The organism is Promicromonospora vindobonensis (assembly GCF_042685865.1).
In the GTDB taxonomy this organism is placed as follows: Bacteria; Actinomycetota; Actinomycetes; order Actinomycetales; family Cellulomonadaceae; genus Promicromonospora; species Promicromonospora vindobonensis.
The window spans coordinates 577,001-594,358 of sequence record NZ_JBHUOG010000002.1; the positions used below are offsets into that span (position 1 = coordinate 577,001).

General features: G+C 73.1%; 18 protein-coding genes. 11 read left to right on the plus strand and 7 right to left on the minus strand.

Going from position 1 to position 17,358, the window contains the following annotated elements:
- Positions 1 to 34 precede the first annotated feature (34 nt).
- Positions 35 to 1,096: an NmrA/HSCARG family protein gene (locus ACFS27_RS15775; protein WP_377184651.1), complete on the plus strand. Its 1,062-nt coding sequence runs from the start codon at positions 35 to 37 to the stop codon at positions 1,094 to 1,096.
- An 89-nt stretch (positions 1,097 to 1,185) separates the two neighbouring features.
- Here the strand turns inward: ACFS27_RS15775 and ACFS27_RS15780 are convergent, their stop codons facing one another.
- On the minus strand, positions 1,186 to 1,962 hold the full coding sequence (locus tag ACFS27_RS15780) for a PAS and ANTAR domain-containing protein (RefSeq protein WP_377184653.1): 777 nt from the start codon (positions 1,960 to 1,962) through the stop codon (positions 1,186 to 1,188).
- A 130-nt stretch (positions 1,963 to 2,092) separates the two neighbouring features.
- A complete protein-coding gene (locus tag ACFS27_RS15785; RefSeq protein ID WP_377184655.1) occupies positions 2,093 to 3,238 on the minus strand; it encodes an iron-containing redox enzyme family protein in 1,146 nt (381 codons plus the stop codon).
- 245 nt (positions 3,239 to 3,483) lie between these two features.
- Here ACFS27_RS15785 and ACFS27_RS15790 point away from each other — a divergent pair, with 245 nt between their 5' ends.
- From ACFS27_RS15790 to ACFS27_RS15810, 5 genes are all read left to right on the plus strand, one after another.
- Positions 3,484 to 4,380, plus strand: a complete 897-nt coding sequence (locus ACFS27_RS15790) for a hypothetical protein (RefSeq protein ID WP_377184658.1) — start codon at positions 3,484 to 3,486, stop codon at positions 4,378 to 4,380.
- The gene (locus tag ACFS27_RS15795) at positions 4,364 to 4,894 is read left to right on the plus strand and encodes a phage holin family protein (RefSeq protein ID WP_377184660.1); all 531 of its coding nucleotides are present in this window, start codon (positions 4,364 to 4,366) and stop codon (positions 4,892 to 4,894) included. The genes ACFS27_RS15790 and ACFS27_RS15795 overlap by 17 nt, the downstream gene beginning before the upstream one ends.
- Complete coding sequence (locus tag ACFS27_RS15800) at positions 4,891 to 5,517, plus strand: DUF3618 domain-containing protein (protein ID WP_377184663.1); 627 nt, start codon at positions 4,891 to 4,893, stop codon at positions 5,515 to 5,517. Before ACFS27_RS15795 ends, ACFS27_RS15800 begins: the two co-directional genes overlap by 4 nt.
- A gap of 85 nt (positions 5,518 to 5,602) precedes the next feature.
- Positions 5,603 to 6,688 (plus strand): YihY/virulence factor BrkB family protein, encoded by a 1,086-nt coding sequence (locus ACFS27_RS15805; protein WP_377184666.1) that lies wholly within the window; start codon positions 5,603 to 5,605, stop codon positions 6,686 to 6,688.
- Positions 6,689 to 6,699: 11 nt separating this feature from the next.
- Complete coding sequence (locus tag ACFS27_RS15810) at positions 6,700 to 6,927, plus strand: CDGSH iron-sulfur domain-containing protein (RefSeq protein ID WP_377184669.1); 228 nt, start codon at positions 6,700 to 6,702, stop codon at positions 6,925 to 6,927.
- Between the two features lie 52 nt (positions 6,928 to 6,979).
- Here the strand turns inward: ACFS27_RS15810 and ACFS27_RS15815 are convergent, their stop codons facing one another.
- Positions 6,980 to 8,560: an NAD-dependent epimerase/dehydratase family protein gene (locus ACFS27_RS15815; RefSeq protein WP_377184671.1), complete on the minus strand. Its 1,581-nt coding sequence runs from the start codon at positions 8,558 to 8,560 to the stop codon at positions 6,980 to 6,982.
- 156 nt (positions 8,561 to 8,716) lie between these two features.
- Between ACFS27_RS15815 and ACFS27_RS15820 the strand changes: the two genes are divergently transcribed.
- The 3 genes from ACFS27_RS15820 (at position 8,717) to ACFS27_RS15830 (ending at position 11,170) form a co-directional block, all read left to right on the plus strand.
- Positions 8,717 to 9,478: an alpha/beta fold hydrolase gene (locus tag ACFS27_RS15820; RefSeq protein ID WP_377184674.1), complete on the plus strand. Its 762-nt coding sequence runs from the start codon at positions 8,717 to 8,719 to the stop codon at positions 9,476 to 9,478.
- A complete protein-coding gene (locus tag ACFS27_RS15825) occupies positions 9,475 to 10,185 on the plus strand; it encodes an esterase/lipase family protein (protein ID WP_377184677.1) in 711 nt (236 codons plus the stop codon). The genes ACFS27_RS15820 and ACFS27_RS15825 overlap by 4 nt, the downstream gene beginning before the upstream one ends.
- A gap of 67 nt (positions 10,186 to 10,252) precedes the next feature.
- Positions 10,253 to 11,170, plus strand: a complete 918-nt coding sequence (locus tag ACFS27_RS15830; protein ID WP_377184679.1) for a DNA-3-methyladenine glycosylase family protein — start codon at positions 10,253 to 10,255, stop codon at positions 11,168 to 11,170.
- Here ACFS27_RS15830 and ACFS27_RS15835 read toward each other — a convergent pair.
- Positions 11,155 to 11,721 carry a hypothetical protein gene (locus tag ACFS27_RS15835; RefSeq protein WP_377184682.1) on the minus strand — a complete coding sequence of 189 codons (567 nt, stop codon included), beginning with the start codon at positions 11,719 to 11,721 and terminating at the stop codon, positions 11,155 to 11,157. The two genes, ACFS27_RS15830 and ACFS27_RS15835, sit on opposite strands and share 16 nt — an antisense overlap.
- 311 nt (positions 11,722 to 12,032) lie before the next feature.
- On the opposite strand from ACFS27_RS15835, the gene ACFS27_RS15840 reads away from it, so the two are divergent.
- Positions 12,033 to 13,853, plus strand: coding sequence for an HNH endonuclease (locus tag ACFS27_RS15840; RefSeq protein ID WP_377184684.1), 1,821 nt, complete (start codon positions 12,033 to 12,035; stop codon positions 13,851 to 13,853).
- 37 nt (positions 13,854 to 13,890) lie between these two features.
- On the opposite strand, the gene ACFS27_RS15845 is transcribed toward ACFS27_RS15840, so the two are convergent.
- A complete protein-coding gene (locus ACFS27_RS15845) occupies positions 13,891 to 14,736 on the minus strand; it encodes a DUF4184 family protein (protein WP_377184687.1) in 846 nt (281 codons plus the stop codon).
- Between the two features lie 230 nt (positions 14,737 to 14,966).
- Here ACFS27_RS15845 and ACFS27_RS15850 point away from each other — a divergent pair, with 230 nt between their 5' ends.
- Positions 14,967 to 15,446 (plus strand): DUF1801 domain-containing protein, encoded by a 480-nt coding sequence (locus tag ACFS27_RS15850; RefSeq protein ID WP_377184690.1) that lies wholly within the window; start codon positions 14,967 to 14,969, stop codon positions 15,444 to 15,446.
- Here ACFS27_RS15850 and ACFS27_RS15855 read toward each other — a convergent pair.
- Positions 15,427 to 16,131 carry a phosphonatase-like hydrolase gene (locus ACFS27_RS15855; RefSeq protein WP_377184693.1) on the minus strand — a complete coding sequence of 235 codons (705 nt, stop codon included), beginning with the start codon at positions 16,129 to 16,131 and terminating at the stop codon, positions 15,427 to 15,429. The two genes, ACFS27_RS15850 and ACFS27_RS15855, sit on opposite strands and share 20 nt — an antisense overlap.
- Before the next feature lie 80 nt (positions 16,132 to 16,211).
- A complete protein-coding gene (locus ACFS27_RS15860; protein WP_377184696.1) occupies positions 16,212 to 17,348 on the minus strand; it encodes a TIGR03364 family FAD-dependent oxidoreductase in 1,137 nt (378 codons plus the stop codon).
- Positions 17,349 to 17,358: the final 10 nt, after the last annotated feature.

Sequence of the window (17,358 nt, forward strand, 5' to 3'; positions counted from 1 at the left end):
GTGCCCCGACCGCCGACCGGCGCACGATGCCGCCATGTCCCAGAACAGCATGTCCCAGAACAGCAAGTCCCAGAACAGCAAGTCCGAGCACAGCAAGTCCGAGAACAGCACGACAGCAACCGACCAGAAGATCATCACCGTCGTGGGAGCCACCGGGCAGCAGGGCGGCGGCCTCGCCCGAGCGATCCTCGACGACCCGGACCAGCCGTTCGCCCTGCGCGTCCTGACGCGCAATCCGGGGTCCGCGGCGGCACGAGCCCTCGCGGAACGTGGCGCCGACGTCGTCGAGGCCGACCTGGACGACGAGGCGAGCGTCCGCCGCGCGTTCGACGGTGCCTACGGCGCCTTCGTCGTGACCAACTTCTGGGTGGAACGGACGCCCGAGGAGGAAGCAGCGCGGAGCCGTCCGCAGATGGAGATCGACCAGGCGGGGACCGCGGCGCGGGCCGCAAAGGCCGCGGGGCTGAAGCACGTGGTCTGGTCCACGCTCGAGGACACCAGGCCGCACTTCGAGCACCTCGGCAGCGAGCCGCCCACGCTCGTCGACGGCTACAAGGTGCCGCACTTCGACGCGAAGAGCGTGGCCGACAACCACTTCACCAGCCTCGGCGTCCCGACGACGTTCCTGCTGACGACGATGTTCTACGAGTCGTTCCTCACGGGAGGGCAGGGCCCGCACCGCGAGCAGGACGGGCGTCTGGTGCTGAGCAACCCGATGAACGACTCGGCGCTCGCGGTGGTCGCAGCGGAGGACATCGGCCGCACCGCGTACGGCATCTTCCGTGCCGGGGCCAAGTACGTGGGCCGCACCGTGGGGCTCGCCGGGGACCACGCCACCGGCGTCGAGCTCGCCGAGATGTTCGCCCGGATCCTTGGCGAGGCCGTCGAGTACCGTCCCGTGACGCACGACCAGCTCCGGTCCGCCGGGTTCCCGGCCGCCGACGAGATCGGCAACATGTACCAGTTCTACGCGGAGGCCGGCGAGTACTTCGTCGGGGCCCGCGACCCCGAGCTGATCCGTGCGGAGCTCAACCCAGGGCTGGCGCGCCTCGAGGACTGGCTGACGGTGCGCAAGGACCAGATCCCGCTCGGCTGAGCACCCGCGGCCGCGAGCCGGCCCCGCCGCTCCTGAGGGGAGCGACGGGGCCGCCGACGGTCTCTGCTGGGGGCAGCGGTGAGACCGGCTCAGCCCTGCGGCTTGCGCGGCCGCCGGGTCAGCAGAGGGTCGTGACTCCGCGGCCGGCCGACGGGCTGGACCGCCTCCAGAGCACGCGTCAGCATGTCGTGCGTGACGGCCGCGCCGTCGTCGCCGGCCCGCAGCGCCGCCATCACCTGGTCGGCCGCCAGTCGCAGGGAGACGCCGGTCTCCTTCGCCACGGCGACCAGGGCGTCGGTAGCCGTGGCCTCGTCGACGCCGCGTACCGCGACGATCACGCCCTTGACCTGCTCGATCATGGCCTGGCTGACGAAGGCGCGGTTCACCACGCCGTCGGACCGGCGGGCGAGCGCCTCCTTCTGGACCGGCGTCACGTCGACGACGTAGCCGACCAGCTCGGGCGAGCGGCCACCTGCTCCCTGTGATCCCTGCCCGGTCACGACGACCGACCGGGTCCTGCCGCTCCGGTCCACGATCCGGTGTGCGCAGGCGAACGGGCGGCCGAGCCGCAGGGCCTCGCCGGCGGCGCGGACCACCCGGCCCCGGTCGTCCGGGTGCTTGCGTGAACGGAGCGCCTCGAGGCCCGGCTCGATCTCGTCGCGCCGCCACCCGTGCATCGTGTAGACCTCGTCGGACCACCACCAGGTTCCCGAGGCGAGCTCCACGCTGTAGCGGCCGACGAGGAGGTTGGTCCCCAGGCCGAGGGCGCGGGACAGGTCGCCTGCCGAGAAGGGGGGCGAGGGGGGTGCTACGTCGCTCCCGGCACCGTCCGAGAAGGCGGGCGGGGGCTGTGTGATGGATGACATGTGAACCTCCCAGATCCGATTCGGACCGGGAGCCGCTTCATGACTCCGAGACCTCGAGTGTAGAGCCGTTCGGACGATTCGGACAGCCCGTCGTCCGAGATTCTTCGTGCGCGCCTCCTGTCCTGCCAGGTCACAGCGGCGTGTCGTCCAGGGGGACGAGCAGCGCGGACGCGTCCGCCTTCCAGCGGTCGAGCGCATACGCGCCGACGTCACCGTCGATGGCCAGGCAGGCGGCCGCGCCGAGCAGGACGTCGTCGCGGAGCCCCGGTTGCTGCTCGACGAGCCGGCCGGCCAGGTCGCGTGCGGCGATCTGCTCGTGCACCGAGTCGGCCTCCACGTGCTCGTCGAAGTAGTGCGTCGTGTCGGCGTCGTACCCGAGCCGCCGGAACCCGTCGCCGTACAGTCGGCTCGGGATCGACGACGTGATCTCGTACGCGGCCAGATGGCCGACGATCGCCCCGCGGAGCCGGCGGTGCAGCGCGAACAGCGACATCGTGTTCAGCGAGGTGAGGACCGGCGTGGGCACGACGTCGAGGTACCGGCCGTACGTGTCGTCAAGGCCGGCGCCGCGCATCGCCCGCGCGAACAGCTCCGAGTGCAGGTGGCCCGGCCTGCCGCCGCCGTACTCGTCCGCCTGGATCTCCACCAGCGCCGCCTTGGGAACGTCGTGCAGCCGCGGGATCGCCCACGTGTGCGGGTCGGCCTCCATCAGCTGGTAGATCGATCGGAGGACCAGGAACTCGCGAGCCTGCCGAGCGTCGGCGCGCTTGGCGACGTACCGCGCGAGGCTCGGGGCCCCGTCGGCCTCGGCCAGCTCGAACAGTCGCCGTGCGACGCCGGCGGCGTCGGCCTCGTCGCACACCGGCTGTCCCGCCCGTGCGCGCACGGCCACCTCGAACGGGCGCTCGAGCAGCTGTCGTACGGCCAGGAGAGCGGGCTCCCACTCCCACGCGTCGTCGATCCCCTCGACACCTCGGTGGTGCAGCTCGTACAGGACGGTGAGGGCAAGCTGCAGGTCGCCGTCGCCCAGGACGCCGCGTCCCGGTTCGCCGGCAGGGTCGCCGTCGGTGCCGGACAGGTCCTCCGTGGCCGCCGCGCGCACCGGCGCCAGCCGGTCGTGGGCGTCGGGTGTGGGCCCACCGGCGGTGAGGCCCGCAAGCAGTGCAGCGCTCAACGGACCGCGGGGACGTGGGAGCGGGAGGCGGGCCGCGGCGTCCGCGGGACGCCGGTCGGCGTCTCCCGCCGACGCCGGGTACCGGACCGAGGTTGAGGTCATGTGGAGGCTCCTGATCGTGCACGGCCGCGCCTCTGCTCGACGACCTGCCCATCGTGGACGCGAAGCGGTCGGCTCGCAAGGCTTGTCCGCCGTCGGCCACTGCCGGGTTGCGAGTGCCACCCGGCGTCTTACGTTGGGGCCGAGGTCAGGAAGAGGCCGCACCGGTGGAGCAGGGCCACCGTGGCTCGTGCTCTGCGAACTCGCCCGGCTGGTACCGGGCGTGGACGACGACAGGAGTGGCGACCATGAGCGAGACGAATGTTCCGTACGGCTCAGGGGCCGGTTCGCAGGGAGCCTGGGCACCCGGCCGTGCAGGTGGTGACACAGGCAGCGATACGACCGGCGTCAAGGAGCGGGTCACCCAGGCTGCGTCGCAGGCGGGTGACGCAGGCCGGGAGACGGCCCACGACGCGAAGGAACGCGCGCGTGCCGTCGCGCACGAGGCGACGGACCGGACCCGCGGGCTGATGGACCGCACGCGGACCGAGCTCAGCTCCCAGATGGAGTCCCAGCAGCAGCACCTCGCGGGCGGGCTCCGTGGGCTGGGCGACGAGCTGCGCCAGATGGCCGACGGGAGCCAGGACCCTGGCTACGCCACCGACCTGGTGCAGCGGGCGGGCGACGCCAGCGGCCGCGCCGCCCAGTGGTTCGAGGACCGGCAGCCCACCGACGTCCTGCACGAGGTCGAGGACTTCGCCAGGCGCCGGCCGGGCCTGTTCGTCCTGATGGCCGCGGGAGCCGGCCTGCTGGTCGGTCGGTTCCTGCGCGGCGCGAAGGATGCCTCCGGCGACGGCGGCGAGGTGGCCCGCCGGGACCCGGGCACGTCCCCCGATACGTCGGCCGGTCCGTACGGGGGTCCGTACGGTGGGACGTCCGGCGGGACGTCCGGCGGTTCGGTCGGCGGCACGGATGCCGGGGCCCTGAGCGGCACCGGCGCGGGGCCGGTCGGGTCGGGCGCGCAGGGCGGCGAACCGGACATCGGGCGGAGCGGTGCGTTCCCGGCCCTCGCCAACGAGAACCTTCCGCAGGACCCGCAGGTGCCGACCTCAGCGGGGGAGACGCCGCCGGCGTTCCCGCCGACGGCGCCCGACGGCACCCGACCGCAGACCATCGGGGGTGAGCACGATGCCGAGCGACCGTGACCCGTTCGCCGCCTCCAGCGCGGCACAGCCCACGACGACCGGCAGGGGCCAGGTGCCCCTCGAGGCAGGCGGCGTCGGTGCGACCGGCGGCGTCGGCGAGACCAGGCCGGTGGACCGGCACGCCAGGGAAGGCGACCAGAGCATCGGAGAGCTCTTCGGTGAGGTCAGCCGAGACCTCTCGACGCTGATCCGGCAGGAGGTCGAGCTGGCGAAGGCCGAGGCGGCGCAGTCCGCGAAGCGGGCAGGGAAGGGCGCCGGGATGTTCGGCGGCGCCGGTGTGGCGGGCCACATGGTCCTGCTGTTCCTGTCGCTCGCCCTGTGGTGGGCGCTCAGCTACCTCATGGGCGGTGGCTGGTCGGCCGTCGTCGTCGCCGCGGTCTGGGCCGTGATCGCGGCGGTGCTCGCCGCGCGCGGGCGCGCCGAGATCAAGTCGGTGGAGGGCATGCCGCAGACGGCGGACTCGGTCAAGAAGATCCCCGATGCACTGCGAGGACACGAGGAGAAGAACTCATGAGCACCAGCGATCCTGACGAGATCCGGGCGAACATCGAGCGCACGCGCGACGAGCTGAGCTACGACGTGGACACGCTCGGCGACCGAGTGAGCCCCGGCAACGTCGCGCGGCGGCAGAAGGACAAGGTGCGGTCCCGCGTCTCCCAGGTCAAGGACCGGGTGATGGGCACGGCCCACCACACGAAGGAGTCGGCCGGTGGCACGGCGCACCATGCGGCGGACCGCGGACGCGAGAAGGCGGCTTCGGTCGCCGACTCGGCCCGGCACACCGCTTCGTCCGTCGCCGAGTCCGTCGGCTCCGCACCGCGCGCGATGCGGGAGCAGACGCAGGGCAGCCCGCTTGCCGTCGGCCTGGTGGCCTTCGGCGTCGGTCTCGCTGTCGCGTCCCTCATCCCGTCGAGCCGTACCGAGCAGCGGGCCGCATCGGCCGCCCAGGAGAAGGCAGCTCCGCTCGTCGACGACATGAAGTCGACGGCGAGCGAGGTCGCGCAGGACCTCAAGGAACCTGCGCGGGAGAGCATGGAGGCTGTCAGGGACGCCGCGAAGGACGCGGCGCAGTCGGTCGGTGAGCACGGTCGGGAGGCCGCCTCCGACGTCCGCTCACGTACGACGGGCAACGGCTGAGACACGGGGCGTCGCCCTCTGCTGTCGGCCGGTGCCGGCGCCGGTCCGTCCGGCAGGCACCGGCCGACCCGTCCTGGGAGATGACATGACCGATACCAACGATGCGTCCGACCGGGTCGACGCACCGGCGCCGGACGACCGGCACAAGCCCGGCACCCCGCAGACCCTGCACCGCACCACCTGGACGTACGTCCTGCGCAACACGGTGCGGCAGTTCTCGCGGGACCAGTGCCTGGACCTCGCGGCGGCCCTGACGTACTACGCGGTGCTCGCGGCGGCACCCGCGCTGCTGGCGCTGGTCTCGGTGCTCGGGCTCGTGGGCAGCGGAGGCCAAGCGGTCGAGCGGGTCCTCGGCACCCTTGAGGGTGTCGTGCCGCCCGACGCGCTGTCCGTCGTCGAACCGCTCATCCAGAACGCCGCCGCCGCCGGGGGCGGGGCGGGGCTGGCTCTCGTCGTCGGTATCGTCCTCGCCCTGTGGTCGGCCTCCGGGTACGTCGGTGCCTTCGGCCGCGCGATGAACCGGGTCTACGAGATCGACGAGGGCCGCCCGGTGTGGAAGCTGCGCCCGGTGATGCTCCTCGTCACCCTGGTGGCGGTGGTGATAGCCGCAGTGATCGTCGCGTCGCTCGCGCTCAGCGGGCCGGTCGCCCGCGCGGTGGGCGACGCCGTCGGCCTCGGCTCGACCGCCGTGACGGTCTGGAGCATCGCCAAGTGGCCGGTCGTGCTGCTCCTGGTCGTGGTGCTGGTCGCGATCCTGTACCGCGTCACGCCGAACGTCCGGCAGCCCCGGATGCGGTGGCTCAGCGTCGGTGCGTTCGTCGCGATCCTCGTGTGGATGCTGGCCTCCGCCGCGTTCGGCCTCTACGTCGCGACGTTCGCCAGCTACGACGCCACGTACGGGTCGCTGGCCGGGATCATCGTGTTCCTGCTCTGGTTGTGGATCACGAACCTCGCCCTGCTCTTCGGTGCCGAGCTCGACGCGGAGCTCGAGCGCGGCCGCGAGCTCCAGGCCGGTATCGCGGCGGAGGAGTCGGTGCAGCTCCCGCCCAAGGACGCGCGCGCGAGCGAGAAGCGGGCGGCAAAGCGCCAGAAGGAGGTGGAGCGCGGCCGCGAGCTGCGGTCCGCCGCCCACCGGTCCGGCGCAGGGGACACCACGGAACACCGAACCTGAAGGAGGGCCGCATGCCGACGTCGGACGACGCCCGGGTCACCCGCACCGAGGAGGTGACCGTCACGGCCTGCCCCGACGGGCCGCTGCTGGTGCGGGGCCCCGCGGAGATCCTGGGTCCGGACGGGGAGCCCGTGCCGCGGGCACGGGCGACCGTGGCGCTGTGCCGCTGCGGCGGCACCGCCATCGCGCCCTGGTGCGACGGGACGCACAAGGTGAACGGCTACCGCTCCGACGGCTGATCCCGTGGGTCGCGCGCTCGCTCGCGCGGAACGCTCACGCGGTGCGGAACGCTCACGCGGTGCGGAACGACCGCTCCCGCGCGTAGGCGTGGAACCGCTCGATCGTGTCGAGCTGGCGGAGGTCCAGGTCGATCAGCTCGTCGAGCTGTCCGGTGTCCAGCCCGATCTGGTCGGCGTGGTCGCGCAGCGTCCGCCACCCACCGATCTTGCCCACCACCGCCGCGCGCAGGACCTCGGCCTCGAGCACCGCGGACAGCGGTGACCGCCGGGTGAGGCGGCCGTTCAGCTTCAGCCTGCCCGCCTTCTCGCCCAGCCACGCCGCCGCCTGCCGGTGCCGGCGGGGCGGCGCACCGAGGCGGTGCAGCAGGTCGCGGTACAGCTCACGCTCACCGCGGAGCTGCTCGGTGACCTCGGCCAGCTCGGCGTGGAAAGGGGTGTCCCGGTAGCTGCGGGTCATGCGCTCGAGGAGCTCCAGGGCCGCCGTCACGCCGGTGAGGTGGTCCGAGAGGTAGAGGCCGAGCAGGCCACCGTCCATCGAGTCCGGGATCCCGACCGGGCCGCGGTACCGCAGCGGCAGCACCGACGCCCCGGCAGGCCGGGGCGTCGCGGGGCGCAGCGGGGCCGAGCGCAGTCCCTGACCGACCGCCATGCCGCCGAGCAGGTCCTCGACGGCCTCGGCGGCGGTACGGCGCGGTGCCCACCCGAGCTCCTCCTTGATCCGGGTGGTGTCGAGCACGGGAACGGCCATCGCCATGTCGAGCCAGCCCGGGTCCGCCCGGACCAGACGGCTGTCGTACGCGGCCGCCAGCGCCGTGCGGACGACGGCCGGTGGCACCTCGACCAGCCTGCCGTGGCCGGCGATCCGCGCGAGGTCCTCGCCGTGCAGCAGGTCGTCCGCCGCGACGTTGAACGCGCCGCTCGCCCGCTCGACCACCACGCGCCGGTAGGCGTCCGCGACGTCGTCGGCGTGCGCGGCCTGCAGGCGCAGGCCCGCCGGCAGCGGGAGCGCGGGCGGCCTGCCCTGCCGCAGCAGCCGCACCGGCACGAGCGGTCCGAGGAAGTAGCGCACCACCGACTGGGCGGCGTCGGCCTGGAAGATGAGCGCAGGGCGCAGGCGCGCCACGGCGAGGTCGGGGTGCGCAGCCTCGAACTCGTCGAGCACCCGCTCCTGCGCAGCCTTGTCCACGCTGTAGTGCGACGTCGGGATGCCCCGGGTGGGCCAGCCCTCGTGCCGGGGCGTGTCGTCGTCGACGGGGGAGTACGCGCCGACCGACGAGGCGACCACCAGGTGCGGCACCCCCGCGCCGACCACCGCCTCGGCCACCCGGCGGGTGCCCTCCACGTTGGTGCGGCGCAGCAGGTCGCGCTCGCGGTTGGGCTGGACGAGCCACGCGAGGTGCACGACGGCGTCGGCGCCCCGGAACTGCTCGGTGAGCCGTGCGACCGTGGAGGCGGCGGTGTCCTGCGCCGCGATGTCGACAGCTGCCCACTCGGCGTGCCGGTACTGCTCGGCGCTCCGGTCGGGGAGCCGTCGGGCGATCCCCAGCACCGACGTGACCTGCGGCTCCTCCTGGAGAGCGCGCAGCAGGGCGGTCCCGGCGTTCCCTGTGGCTCCTACGACGACGACACGCATGGAGCCACCGTCGCACCGGGGCAGGGTGCTCGCATCCGGCATCGTTCCGTCCGGCGCACGGACGCACCGCGGGGGCGGCGCCACCGGGCGGCGCGTCTCGCGGGCGGACGCGTGTGCGCCCATGCTGGCGGTATGCCAGGCGCTATCGTCCACCGCGTGAACCGGTCCAGAGACGGCAACCGCACGGTCGTCGGGCACGTGCACGCGCCGCGCGACGCGGACCGCGCGGTGGTGCTGGTGCACGGCGTCGGCTCGTCGTCGCGGGCCTACCAGAAGCTGGCCGACCACCTCGTGGCGCACGGTGAGGTGCACGCGGTCGACCTGCCGGGCTTCGGCGCGTCACCGCACCTGGTCCGCGACGTCACCATCCCGGAGCACGCCGCCGCCGTCGCGCGGTACGTGCGCGAGCACGTGCTCGACGCCGGCCTGCCCGCCCCGGTCGTGGTGGGTCACTCCATGGGAGCGCAGGTGGTGGGCCAGCTGCTCGCGGACCATCCTGACGTCGCGTCGACGGGCGTCCTCATCGGCCCGACGGCGGAGCCCGGCACGCGCAGCCTCCGCGGACAGGCGGCACGCCTCGCGGTCGACGCGGTCGGCGAGCGGCCGCGCACCATCGGCGTGCTGCTCGTCGACGCGCTGGTGCGCTGCAGCATCCCGTACTACCTCGGGCAGCTGCACCACGTCATCGACTACCGGCTGGAGGACGTCCTGCCGCGCAGCACCGTCCCGGTCGTCGTGGTCCGGGGCGAACGCGACCCCGTCGCACCGCAGGGCTGGGTCGAGCTGCTCGCCGCCCAGGCGCCGTTCGGGCGACACCGCACCGTGCGGGGCCGTCACCACGCCATGGACACGGATCCCGCCGGCGTCGCCGAGATCGTGCTCGACGCGTGGCGGTCGGCGGGACGGGGCATCGGGTGACCGAGCGCCGTCGTTCACCGGGCGGCACCTTCGCCCGGCTCGGTGCGTGGGCCGCCGACTACGCCTGGGCGACCGACCGGCAGCTCCGACACCTCGTCCGGCGGCCGCCCCTGCCCACCGCGACCGGCGCCCGGGCGCCGGTCGTGCTCCTGCCAGGCATCTACGAGACGTGGGAGTTCCTCGAGGCCGCTGCGACGGGCCTCGCGCGGGCGGGACACCCCGTCCATGCCGTACCGGGTCTCAAGCACAACGCACGGCCCGTCCCCGAGGCGGCCGACATCGTGGTCGAGCACCTCGAACGGACCGGCCTGAGCGGTGCGGTGCTCGTCGCGCACAGCAAGGGCGGTCTCATCGGCAAGCGTGTGCTGCTCTCGCCCGCGAGCGACCGGCTGCTCGGCATGGTCGCCGTCGCTACGCCGTTCACCGGCTCGCGCTGGGCGCGGTACATGCTCTCCCGGGCCCTGCGGTCGTTCGACCCGCGCGACCCGGTACTGCTGGCGCTCGCGGGCGAGCTGCTCGTCAACGAACGCATCACCGCTGTGTTCCCCCGGTTCGACCCGCACATCCCCGAGACCGGCCGGCTCCCGGGTGCGCGGAACGTCGAGCTCCCGCTGTCCGGCCACTTCCGGCCGCTCGGCCACCCGCTGCTCGTCGACACGGTCGTACGTGAGGTGGCCCGGGTCGAGACGGAGCACGCGGTCAGCTGACGCTCGGGGCGGCCTGCCGTCGGCCCGGGATTCCCACCCGCCCGCCCGCACGTGGTCCACTGGGAAGGTGCTCACCGTCCGCCATCGCTCGACGCGTCGGCTCGACGTCGGCCTGACGCTCGGGCCGCTCGGGCACGGGCCGGCGGACCCGACGTTCCACCGGGCCGCCGACGGGACGGTCTGGCGCACGTCGCTGCTGCGCACCGGCCCCGTGACGCAGCGGTTCGTGCCGGCCGGGCCGCACGAGGTGGTGGTGCACCTGTGGGGCGACGGCTCCCGGGAGGCCGCGGAGTCGCTGCCCGTGCTGCTCGGTGAGGACGACGACACCACGGGGTTCGCGCCGCCGCCGCAGGTGCGGGACGCCAACCGCCGTGGGGCAGGGATGCGGATGCCGTACAGCGGCCGGGTGCTGGAGGCGCTCGTGCCCGCCGTCCTGGAGCAGCGCGTGCAGACCGTGACCGCCCACCGGGCGTGGCGCTGGCTGGTACGGCGGTACGGTTCGCCGGCGCCGGGCCCTGAGCCCGACGGGGTGCGGGGCGGCCTGCGGGTCGTGCCCGACGCGCGCACCTGGACCAGGGTGCCGGTCTGGGACTGGCACCGCGCCGGCGTCGACCCGGGGCGCGCTCGCACCGTCGCGCGGTGCGCGCTCGTGGCGCCGCGGCTCGAGGAGGCGTGCGCGATGGCACCTGGCGAGGCCCGCGCACGCCTGGAGAAGGTGCAGGGCATCGGCGTGTGGACGTCGGCGGAGGCGGCGCAGCGGGCGTTCGGCGACGCGGACGCCGTCTCGGTGGGCGACTTCCACCTGCCCGCTGCCGTCGGCTGGGCGCTGTCCGGCGAGCGTACGGACGACGACGGCATGCTGCGGCTGCTGGCGCCGTACGCACCGCACCGGCACCGGGTGGTCCGGCTGCTCATGCTGGACGGCCGGCACAAGGCGCCCCGCCGAGGGCCGAAGCTGCCGATCGCGGACTACCGGGCATTCTGAGGCCTTCTGATGCCGTAGGCCCGTCGAGCGACCGATCGAGCCTCACTCGACCGGCTCAGGGCTCTTAGCTGAATCCCGAAGCTGGTCAGCGCCCGGGCGAGGTCGGGTTCGTGAAGGTCGGGATCCAACTGAGCCAGACGCTCATAGATGTCGACGGCCCGTTGGACGGCCGACAGACCTCGGCCCGACTCGCCCAGAGCCGAAAGTCTGGTCCCGAGATTGTGCAGCGTTCGGGCAAGGTCGGACTCATAGCGGTCGGGATCGGTCTGGGCCCGCTGCTCATAGATGTCCACGGCCCTCTGCGTGGCCGACAGCGCCTGAGCAGATCGTTCCATATAGGCGAGCTGGACTCCGAGGTTGCTCAAAGTGCCAGCGAGGTCGGGTTCGTGGCGGTCGGGATCGGTCTGGGCCAGCCGCTCGTAGATATCGACGGCCTGCAGGGTCGGCTTGGGCCAACCGTTCGAAGAGGCCGATGGCGCGTCGGGTGTGTGGCAGAGCTTCGATGGGCCGGTCCGAGTCCGAGAGCCACCTGCCGAGCTGACGTTCGGCATAGGCGATCTCTGCGTCGCTCGCATCGGGGGCGCCGTCCAGCAGTTCAAGATGCGCGCTTTGCTGCGGGAGGCCTATCAGGGCTGGGCCATCAGTGGCCTGTCGGTCAACTCCTTGGTGAACTACACCGCCCAAGGGACAGGTCGGGGTGCTTCCTGCAGCTGGGCCTAGGAACGGGGCAGTGTCCGCGCACTCTTACGCAGACGGCAGAAGGACGAGCGGGTGTCGGTGGCTGGGGTTATGGTCGAACACAGGTCCGCAGGTTTGACATCACTGATGATGTCATGCGGCCTTTCGGGAGGGGGTGGTTGGTATGTACGCAGGACGGTCCGACGGCGGTGTCGACGGCGGCGTGGCCGGTGCGCTCCTGGATGACGGTGCGTGCCGGACACCTGACGACACGGTGCCCGGCGACCTCCCGCCCGACTTCCCGCCCGACCTGGAGCCCGGCACCGGTCCGGACGCGGGTCCGGACTGGCCGCCGTCCGTGGTTCCGGTCGTGCTGTGGCCGGTGGAGACTCTCCAGCAGGCACTGACCGGTGCACCCGGCGCGCAGCTGGCACGGGTCGTCGCCGAAGCCATGGATCGGCCCACCGACCTGGACCCCGACCTCCTGGCCGGGCTGCCCGACGATGCCCTCGGTGACCTCGCAACCGCGTGCGGGCGGTTGCAGTCCTGGGCCGCGGGTCTCCAGGCCCGGGTCGTGGCCGAGCGCGCGGCCCGGGAGTCGCACGCGCTGGCACACGCCTCGCTGGTCGCCCAGGTCACCGGCGAGCTCGTCGTGACCGAGACCGAGGCCGGTGAGGTTGTCGTCCGGGCCGAGTCCGGCGCCCAGCACCCCACCGTGATCACCGCACTGATCGCCGGACGCATCGATGTCCGTAAGGCACACACCCTGCTGCGCTCCGCAGCACAGCTGACCACCACCGAACGCGCCGAAGCGATCGACCGGTACCTGCCCCAGGCACCCCACCGGACCTGGAAATGGCTACAGACTCGGATGCTCGCCTTCGCCAAGACCCGCCACAGCGCCGCCCAGAACGCCCGAGCCGAGGCAGAACGCCGGTGCGTGCAGCTCGACCGCGCCGAGAACGACATGGGCTGGCTGACCGCCTACCTCGCCGCCACCGACGCCGCCGCCGTCTGGGGCGTCATCGACGACATGGCCCACCAGCTCCGCCACGTCTCGGGTGAGGACCGGACCCTGGGCCAGCTCCGCGCCGACTCCCTGACCGCAATCATCACCGGCCGCCTCCTACCCGCTGGCCGATTCGCCGACGGCACCGACCCCGCAGACAAGGTCGACACCGAGGTCGAGCCTGAGGTCCACAGCACCGAGAGTACGGACAGCGGGGACACGCGCGTGTGCACGTGCGGTGGGCGGGCGCCCGTCGTGCACGAGACGGTGCAGGTCGTGCGGATCACACCGACCCGACCCGTCGTACGCGTCACCGTCCCGGCCAGCACCCTCCTCGGCCTGGACGACGCACCCGGCGACCTGACCGGCTACGGACCCATCCCCGCCGACACCGCCCGCCAGATCGCCAACGACGCCACCTGGCAACGCCTCCTGACCGACCCCGTCACCGGGATCCTGACCGACTACTCCACCACCACCTACCAACCCGGCAAAGTACTACGCGGCGCGATCGAGACCCGAGACGGGACCTGCACCTTCCTGTGGGGCTGCGACACCCCCGCCACCCGCTGCGACCTCGACCACATCCAACCCTTCGACCACGAACACAGAAACGAACGCAACGACGGCGGACAGAACGGCGACCGTGGGAGTGAGCGCGGGCAGACCCGCGCGCAGAACCTGCACGCGCTCTGCCGCAAGCACCACCTCCTCAAGACCCACGCCGGCTGGGACGTCGTCCGCGACCCCATCACCGGGATCACCACCTGGACCGCCCCGAACGGCCACGTCCACACCAGGCCACCCACCGTCCTGGACACCCACATCGACCTCGACCAGATCGACCCCGACACCAGCCACGACCTCACCCTGCACGCCCTGACCGGCCAACGCCTACCCCGCAGCTACCAGACGACCGAGCCGGGCGCGATACCAACCGAGGCGGTGCCGACGGACCCGACTGCACCGACCGACCCCGACGAACCACCCTTCTAGGTCGGTGTCAGCTAAGTCGGTGTCAGCTAAGTCGGTGTCAGCGGTCACGCGTAGCTGCTCGCGTTCTCCGCACCGCGGCGACGCCGCGAACTGCCCAGAATGCCGCGACGTACAGGCACAGCGCTGTGATCAGCGCGGCACCGGCCCCGGTCACGCCGGAGGAGAGCGCGGTCTCGATCGTGTCCCTCACCGACAGGTCTGTCTCGCCCCGCAGCTCGACGGTGCCCGCGACAGCGCCCGCGACGACCACACAGAGCGCGACCCAGGCGGCAGTGCGTGTGGTCCGGTGTGCGCCGGCGTCGCGTGCGGTCGGGCGCTGGGTCGTGCGGTCGGGCAGCTGCCGCGCTCGGCGTCGCCACAGGTACACCGCGACGACCACGAGCCCGCCGACGGTGCTCACGTGCTGCAGCGCGCGCGCCCAGGTGAGGTCGCCGGCGAGCTGAGTGCTCAGGAACGGTACGTGCAGCACGACGTATCCGTCGACGTGCGTGAACGAGTCCCAGACCAGATGGGTGGCGATACCGATCAGGAGAGACAGCAGCACCCAGCCGCCGCGCCGCAGCAGCGCGCCCCTGCCGCCCGGCCCGGGAGCCGGCGACGTGCCGGGCGGCAGCAGAGCACCGACCGGCCGGCGGGCTACCAGGGACAGGCCCCACAGGGCCAGCGCGTACGGGAGGGCGACGGTCACGGCGCCGAGCGGACCGTGCGACGTCGTCGCGTTCAGGTACGGCTCGTACCAGGACTCGGCGGTGACCGAGACCGGCACGCTGCGGGCGAAGTACGGCATGTCGGGCGCCAGGGCTCCGGCCACCAGGGCGGCGGCGCTGAACGGGCGCCGCAGGAGGGGCAGCACGGCTGCGGGATGGGAGAGCGTGAACGGCATGCGTCGTCCTTAGGGTGCGGACAGGATCAGGGCCGACGTCGCGCACCGTGTGCCGGGGCCGCGCTCGTGGGCAACTGTCGGACAGTACCGCCGAGGCGCGACGGACGGCGTGGCGGGCGGCGCGACGGGTCCGAGTCGGTCAGGAATCGAGAAGCCCGACGCGGCGCCCCGGACTAGCGTCGGAACTACCGACCAGCGGGCGAGTGCCCATTCCTGAGGAGGAGATCGCGATGAGCAGCACATCCAGGGCAGATGCGGGCAAGCGGGAAGAGTCTTCGAGCGGGGCGTTCTCGGAGCAGGAGCGCGCCGCGATGAAGGCACGTGCCAAGGAGCTGAAGGCGGAGGCCGCCGGCGGCCGCGGCGCGAAGAAGGCGGCGAAGGACGAGGCGGCGGTGCTGTCGAAGATCGCTGAGATGGCGTCACCGGACCGGGAGCTGGCCGCTCGGGTGCACGACATCGTGACGGACGCCGCCCCGGAGCTGGCACCGAAGCTGTGGTACGGGCAGCCGGCCTACGCCCGGGACGGGAAGGTGATCTGCTTCTTCCGCAGCGGGCAGGTGGACAAGGAGCGCTACTCGACGTTCGGGTTCAGCGTCGAGGCGGCGCTCGACCAGGACGGCGGCCTGTGGCCGACGTCGTACGCCCTGACCGGGCTGGACGACGCCGGCGAGGCCACGATCGCCGACCTCGTCAGGAGGGCCGTGCGCTGACCGGTCCGGCGGCGGCCGGGACCTGGCGCCCGGCCAGCAGGTCCACCAGGTCGGCCACCGACGGGATCAGGTGGGTGTGCGGCGCGGTCGCGAGCGTCTCCCGGGGTACGCCACCGCTGAGGACGCCGACCACGACCCCCGCCCCGGCGTTGGACCCTGCCTCGAGGTCGAGGACGGTGTCGCCAACGGTGAGGACGCCGGCCGTCCGCAGCACCCCGGTGCGCTCCATGGCGCGGTGGACCATGTACGGCGCGGGGCGGCCCGCGGGCACGTCGTCGGTGCAGACGACAGTGTCCACGGTGCCGTCCCGCCAGCCGAGGCGCTCGAGCAGGAGGTCGGTGACCTCTGCAGAGAACCCGGTGGTCAGCGCGATCTTTGCGCCCTGGTCACGGAGCGCGGCGAACGCCTCGACGACGCCGGGCATCGCCACGGGCGGCGTCGCGTCGTACGCCTCGCGGAGCAGCCGCTCGAAGTCGGCGAAAGCCTTCTCCACGGCGGTCGGGTCGCCGCCGAGCGCGAGCAGGGAGCGGATGGCGGTGCGCTTGTCGGCACCCATCCAGTGCGCGACGTCGGAGACCCCGGCCGTGCTGCCGTGCCGACGCACGGCGTCGTGCAGCGCGTGGTAGACGGCGCCTCCCTCCTCCACGGTGGTGCCTGCGATGTCCAGGGCGGCGAGAGCGATCATGAGTGATTCCTTCCAGAGGGGTCACGCGAGGGTGGACGCGCGACGGGTGCGGCAAGAGGTGGCAGCGGGCGGTCAGTCCGTCAGTTCGTCAGCCCGGCCAGGTCGAGCACATGGGCAGCGAGCCCCAGGCCCGTCGTCATGCCGATGCCGGTCGTGACCGTCGCGACGTGCACGCCCGGGTCGGGCTCGGCGACCAGGAACTCCTCGGGCGCCGTCGCGTAGGTGCCCTGCCAGCGCTCGACGACGTCGAGGTCCGTGCCGAGCAGGTCGGCGACCAACCGCAGCAGGACGGCGTAGCCCTCCTCGTCCTGGAACACCGGTGCGTCGACCGCGCGCAGGTGGGTGTCGCCGACGATCAGGGTCCCGTCCCGCTGGGGCGTCAGCATCAGGTTGACGTCCCAGGCCGTCGCGACCGGATCTGCCGCCGCAAGCTCGTCGGCGACCAGGGACGCGGACGGGCAGGCAGCGAGGGCCGCGTACCTGACCATGGACCAGCCCGTGAGCACGGGGCCGGTGAACGCCGCCGCACCGGAGGGCCGGACCCGGAGCATGTGCAGGCGGCAGCGGCGCAGCTGGGCCTGTGCGGCGACGTCGGGCAGGAGACGGTCGAGGTCGTGGTGGGCGGCGACGATCACGACGTCGGCGTCGAGGGGTCCCGTCGTGGTCTCGACGCGGCCGGTGCCGACCGCGCGGGCCGCCGTCCGCCACCGGAAGGTCACGCCCTGGTTCTCGAGCCAGGCGGCGAGCGCCGGCGCCGCGACCCGGGGGTCGACCTGGAGGTCCAGCGGCAGGTGGGCGCCACCGACCACCGGTTCGGCGCGGACCGGCGCGGCCGTCCGGGTCTGCGTGGCGTCGAGCAGGTGGACCTCGTCGCCGCCGCGCTCGGTGGCGAACTCCTCGAGCAGCCGCAGCTCGGTGCTCGTCCGCGCGACGACGTGCGTGCCGGTCCGGGCGACGGCGAACCCCGCGGCGGAGCCGAGGGACAGCCAGCGTTCGCGGGCCGCGAGAGCGTACGCACGTGCCGGGCCCGCCTGGGCGGTGACGCCGACGTGCCCGAAGTTCTGCACGGACGCACCGACCACCGAAGCGGCCTGCTCGACGACGGTCACGCGGTAGCCGCGCCGGTGGGCCTCGGCTGCGGCGCCGAGGCCGACCACGCCGGCGCCGACGACCACGACATGCCCTGCGGACGCCGGGGCCGGGCGGGAGCTGGTCATCGGAGGCCCT

What these genes read in the sequence shown, in the direction of transcription:
- ACFS27_RS15775 (WP_377184651.1), top strand. Translation starts at nt 35, where the DNA reads ATGTCCCAGAACAGCATGTCCCAGAACAGCAAGTCCCAGAACAGCAAG.
- ACFS27_RS15780 (WP_377184653.1), bottom strand. Translation starts at nt 1,962, where the DNA reads ATGTCATCCATCACACAGCCCCCGCCCGCCTTCTCGGACGGTGCCGGG.
- ACFS27_RS15785 (WP_377184655.1), bottom strand. Translation starts at nt 3,238, where the DNA reads ATGACCTCAACCTCGGTCCGGTACCCGGCGTCGGCGGGAGACGCCGAC.
- ACFS27_RS15790 (WP_377184658.1), top strand. Translation starts at nt 3,484, where the DNA reads ATGAGCGAGACGAATGTTCCGTACGGCTCAGGGGCCGGTTCGCAGGGA.
- ACFS27_RS15795 (WP_377184660.1), top strand. Translation starts at nt 4,364, where the DNA reads ATGCCGAGCGACCGTGACCCGTTCGCCGCCTCCAGCGCGGCACAGCCC.
- ACFS27_RS15800 (WP_377184663.1), top strand. Translation starts at nt 4,891, where the DNA reads ATGAGCACCAGCGATCCTGACGAGATCCGGGCGAACATCGAGCGCACG.
- ACFS27_RS15805 (WP_377184666.1), top strand. Translation starts at nt 5,603, where the DNA reads ATGACCGATACCAACGATGCGTCCGACCGGGTCGACGCACCGGCGCCG.
- ACFS27_RS15810 (WP_377184669.1), top strand. Translation starts at nt 6,700, where the DNA reads ATGCCGACGTCGGACGACGCCCGGGTCACCCGCACCGAGGAGGTGACC.
- ACFS27_RS15815 (WP_377184671.1), bottom strand. Translation starts at nt 8,560, where the DNA reads ATGCGTGTCGTCGTCGTAGGAGCCACAGGGAACGCCGGGACCGCCCTG.
- ACFS27_RS15835 (WP_377184682.1), bottom strand. Translation starts at nt 11,721, where the DNA reads ATGCCGAACGTCAGCTCGGCAGGTGGCTCTCGGACTCGGACCGGCCCA.
- ACFS27_RS15840 (WP_377184684.1), top strand. Translation starts at nt 12,033, where the DNA reads ATGTACGCAGGACGGTCCGACGGCGGTGTCGACGGCGGCGTGGCCGGT.
- ACFS27_RS15845 (WP_377184687.1), bottom strand. Translation starts at nt 14,736, where the DNA reads ATGCCGTTCACGCTCTCCCATCCCGCAGCCGTGCTGCCCCTCCTGCGG.
- ACFS27_RS15850 (WP_377184690.1), top strand. Translation starts at nt 14,967, where the DNA reads ATGAGCAGCACATCCAGGGCAGATGCGGGCAAGCGGGAAGAGTCTTCG.
- ACFS27_RS15855 (WP_377184693.1), bottom strand. Translation starts at nt 16,131, where the DNA reads ATGATCGCTCTCGCCGCCCTGGACATCGCAGGCACCACCGTGGAGGAG.
- ACFS27_RS15860 (WP_377184696.1), bottom strand. Translation starts at nt 17,348, where the DNA reads ATGACCAGCTCCCGCCCGGCCCCGGCGTCCGCAGGGCATGTCGTGGTC.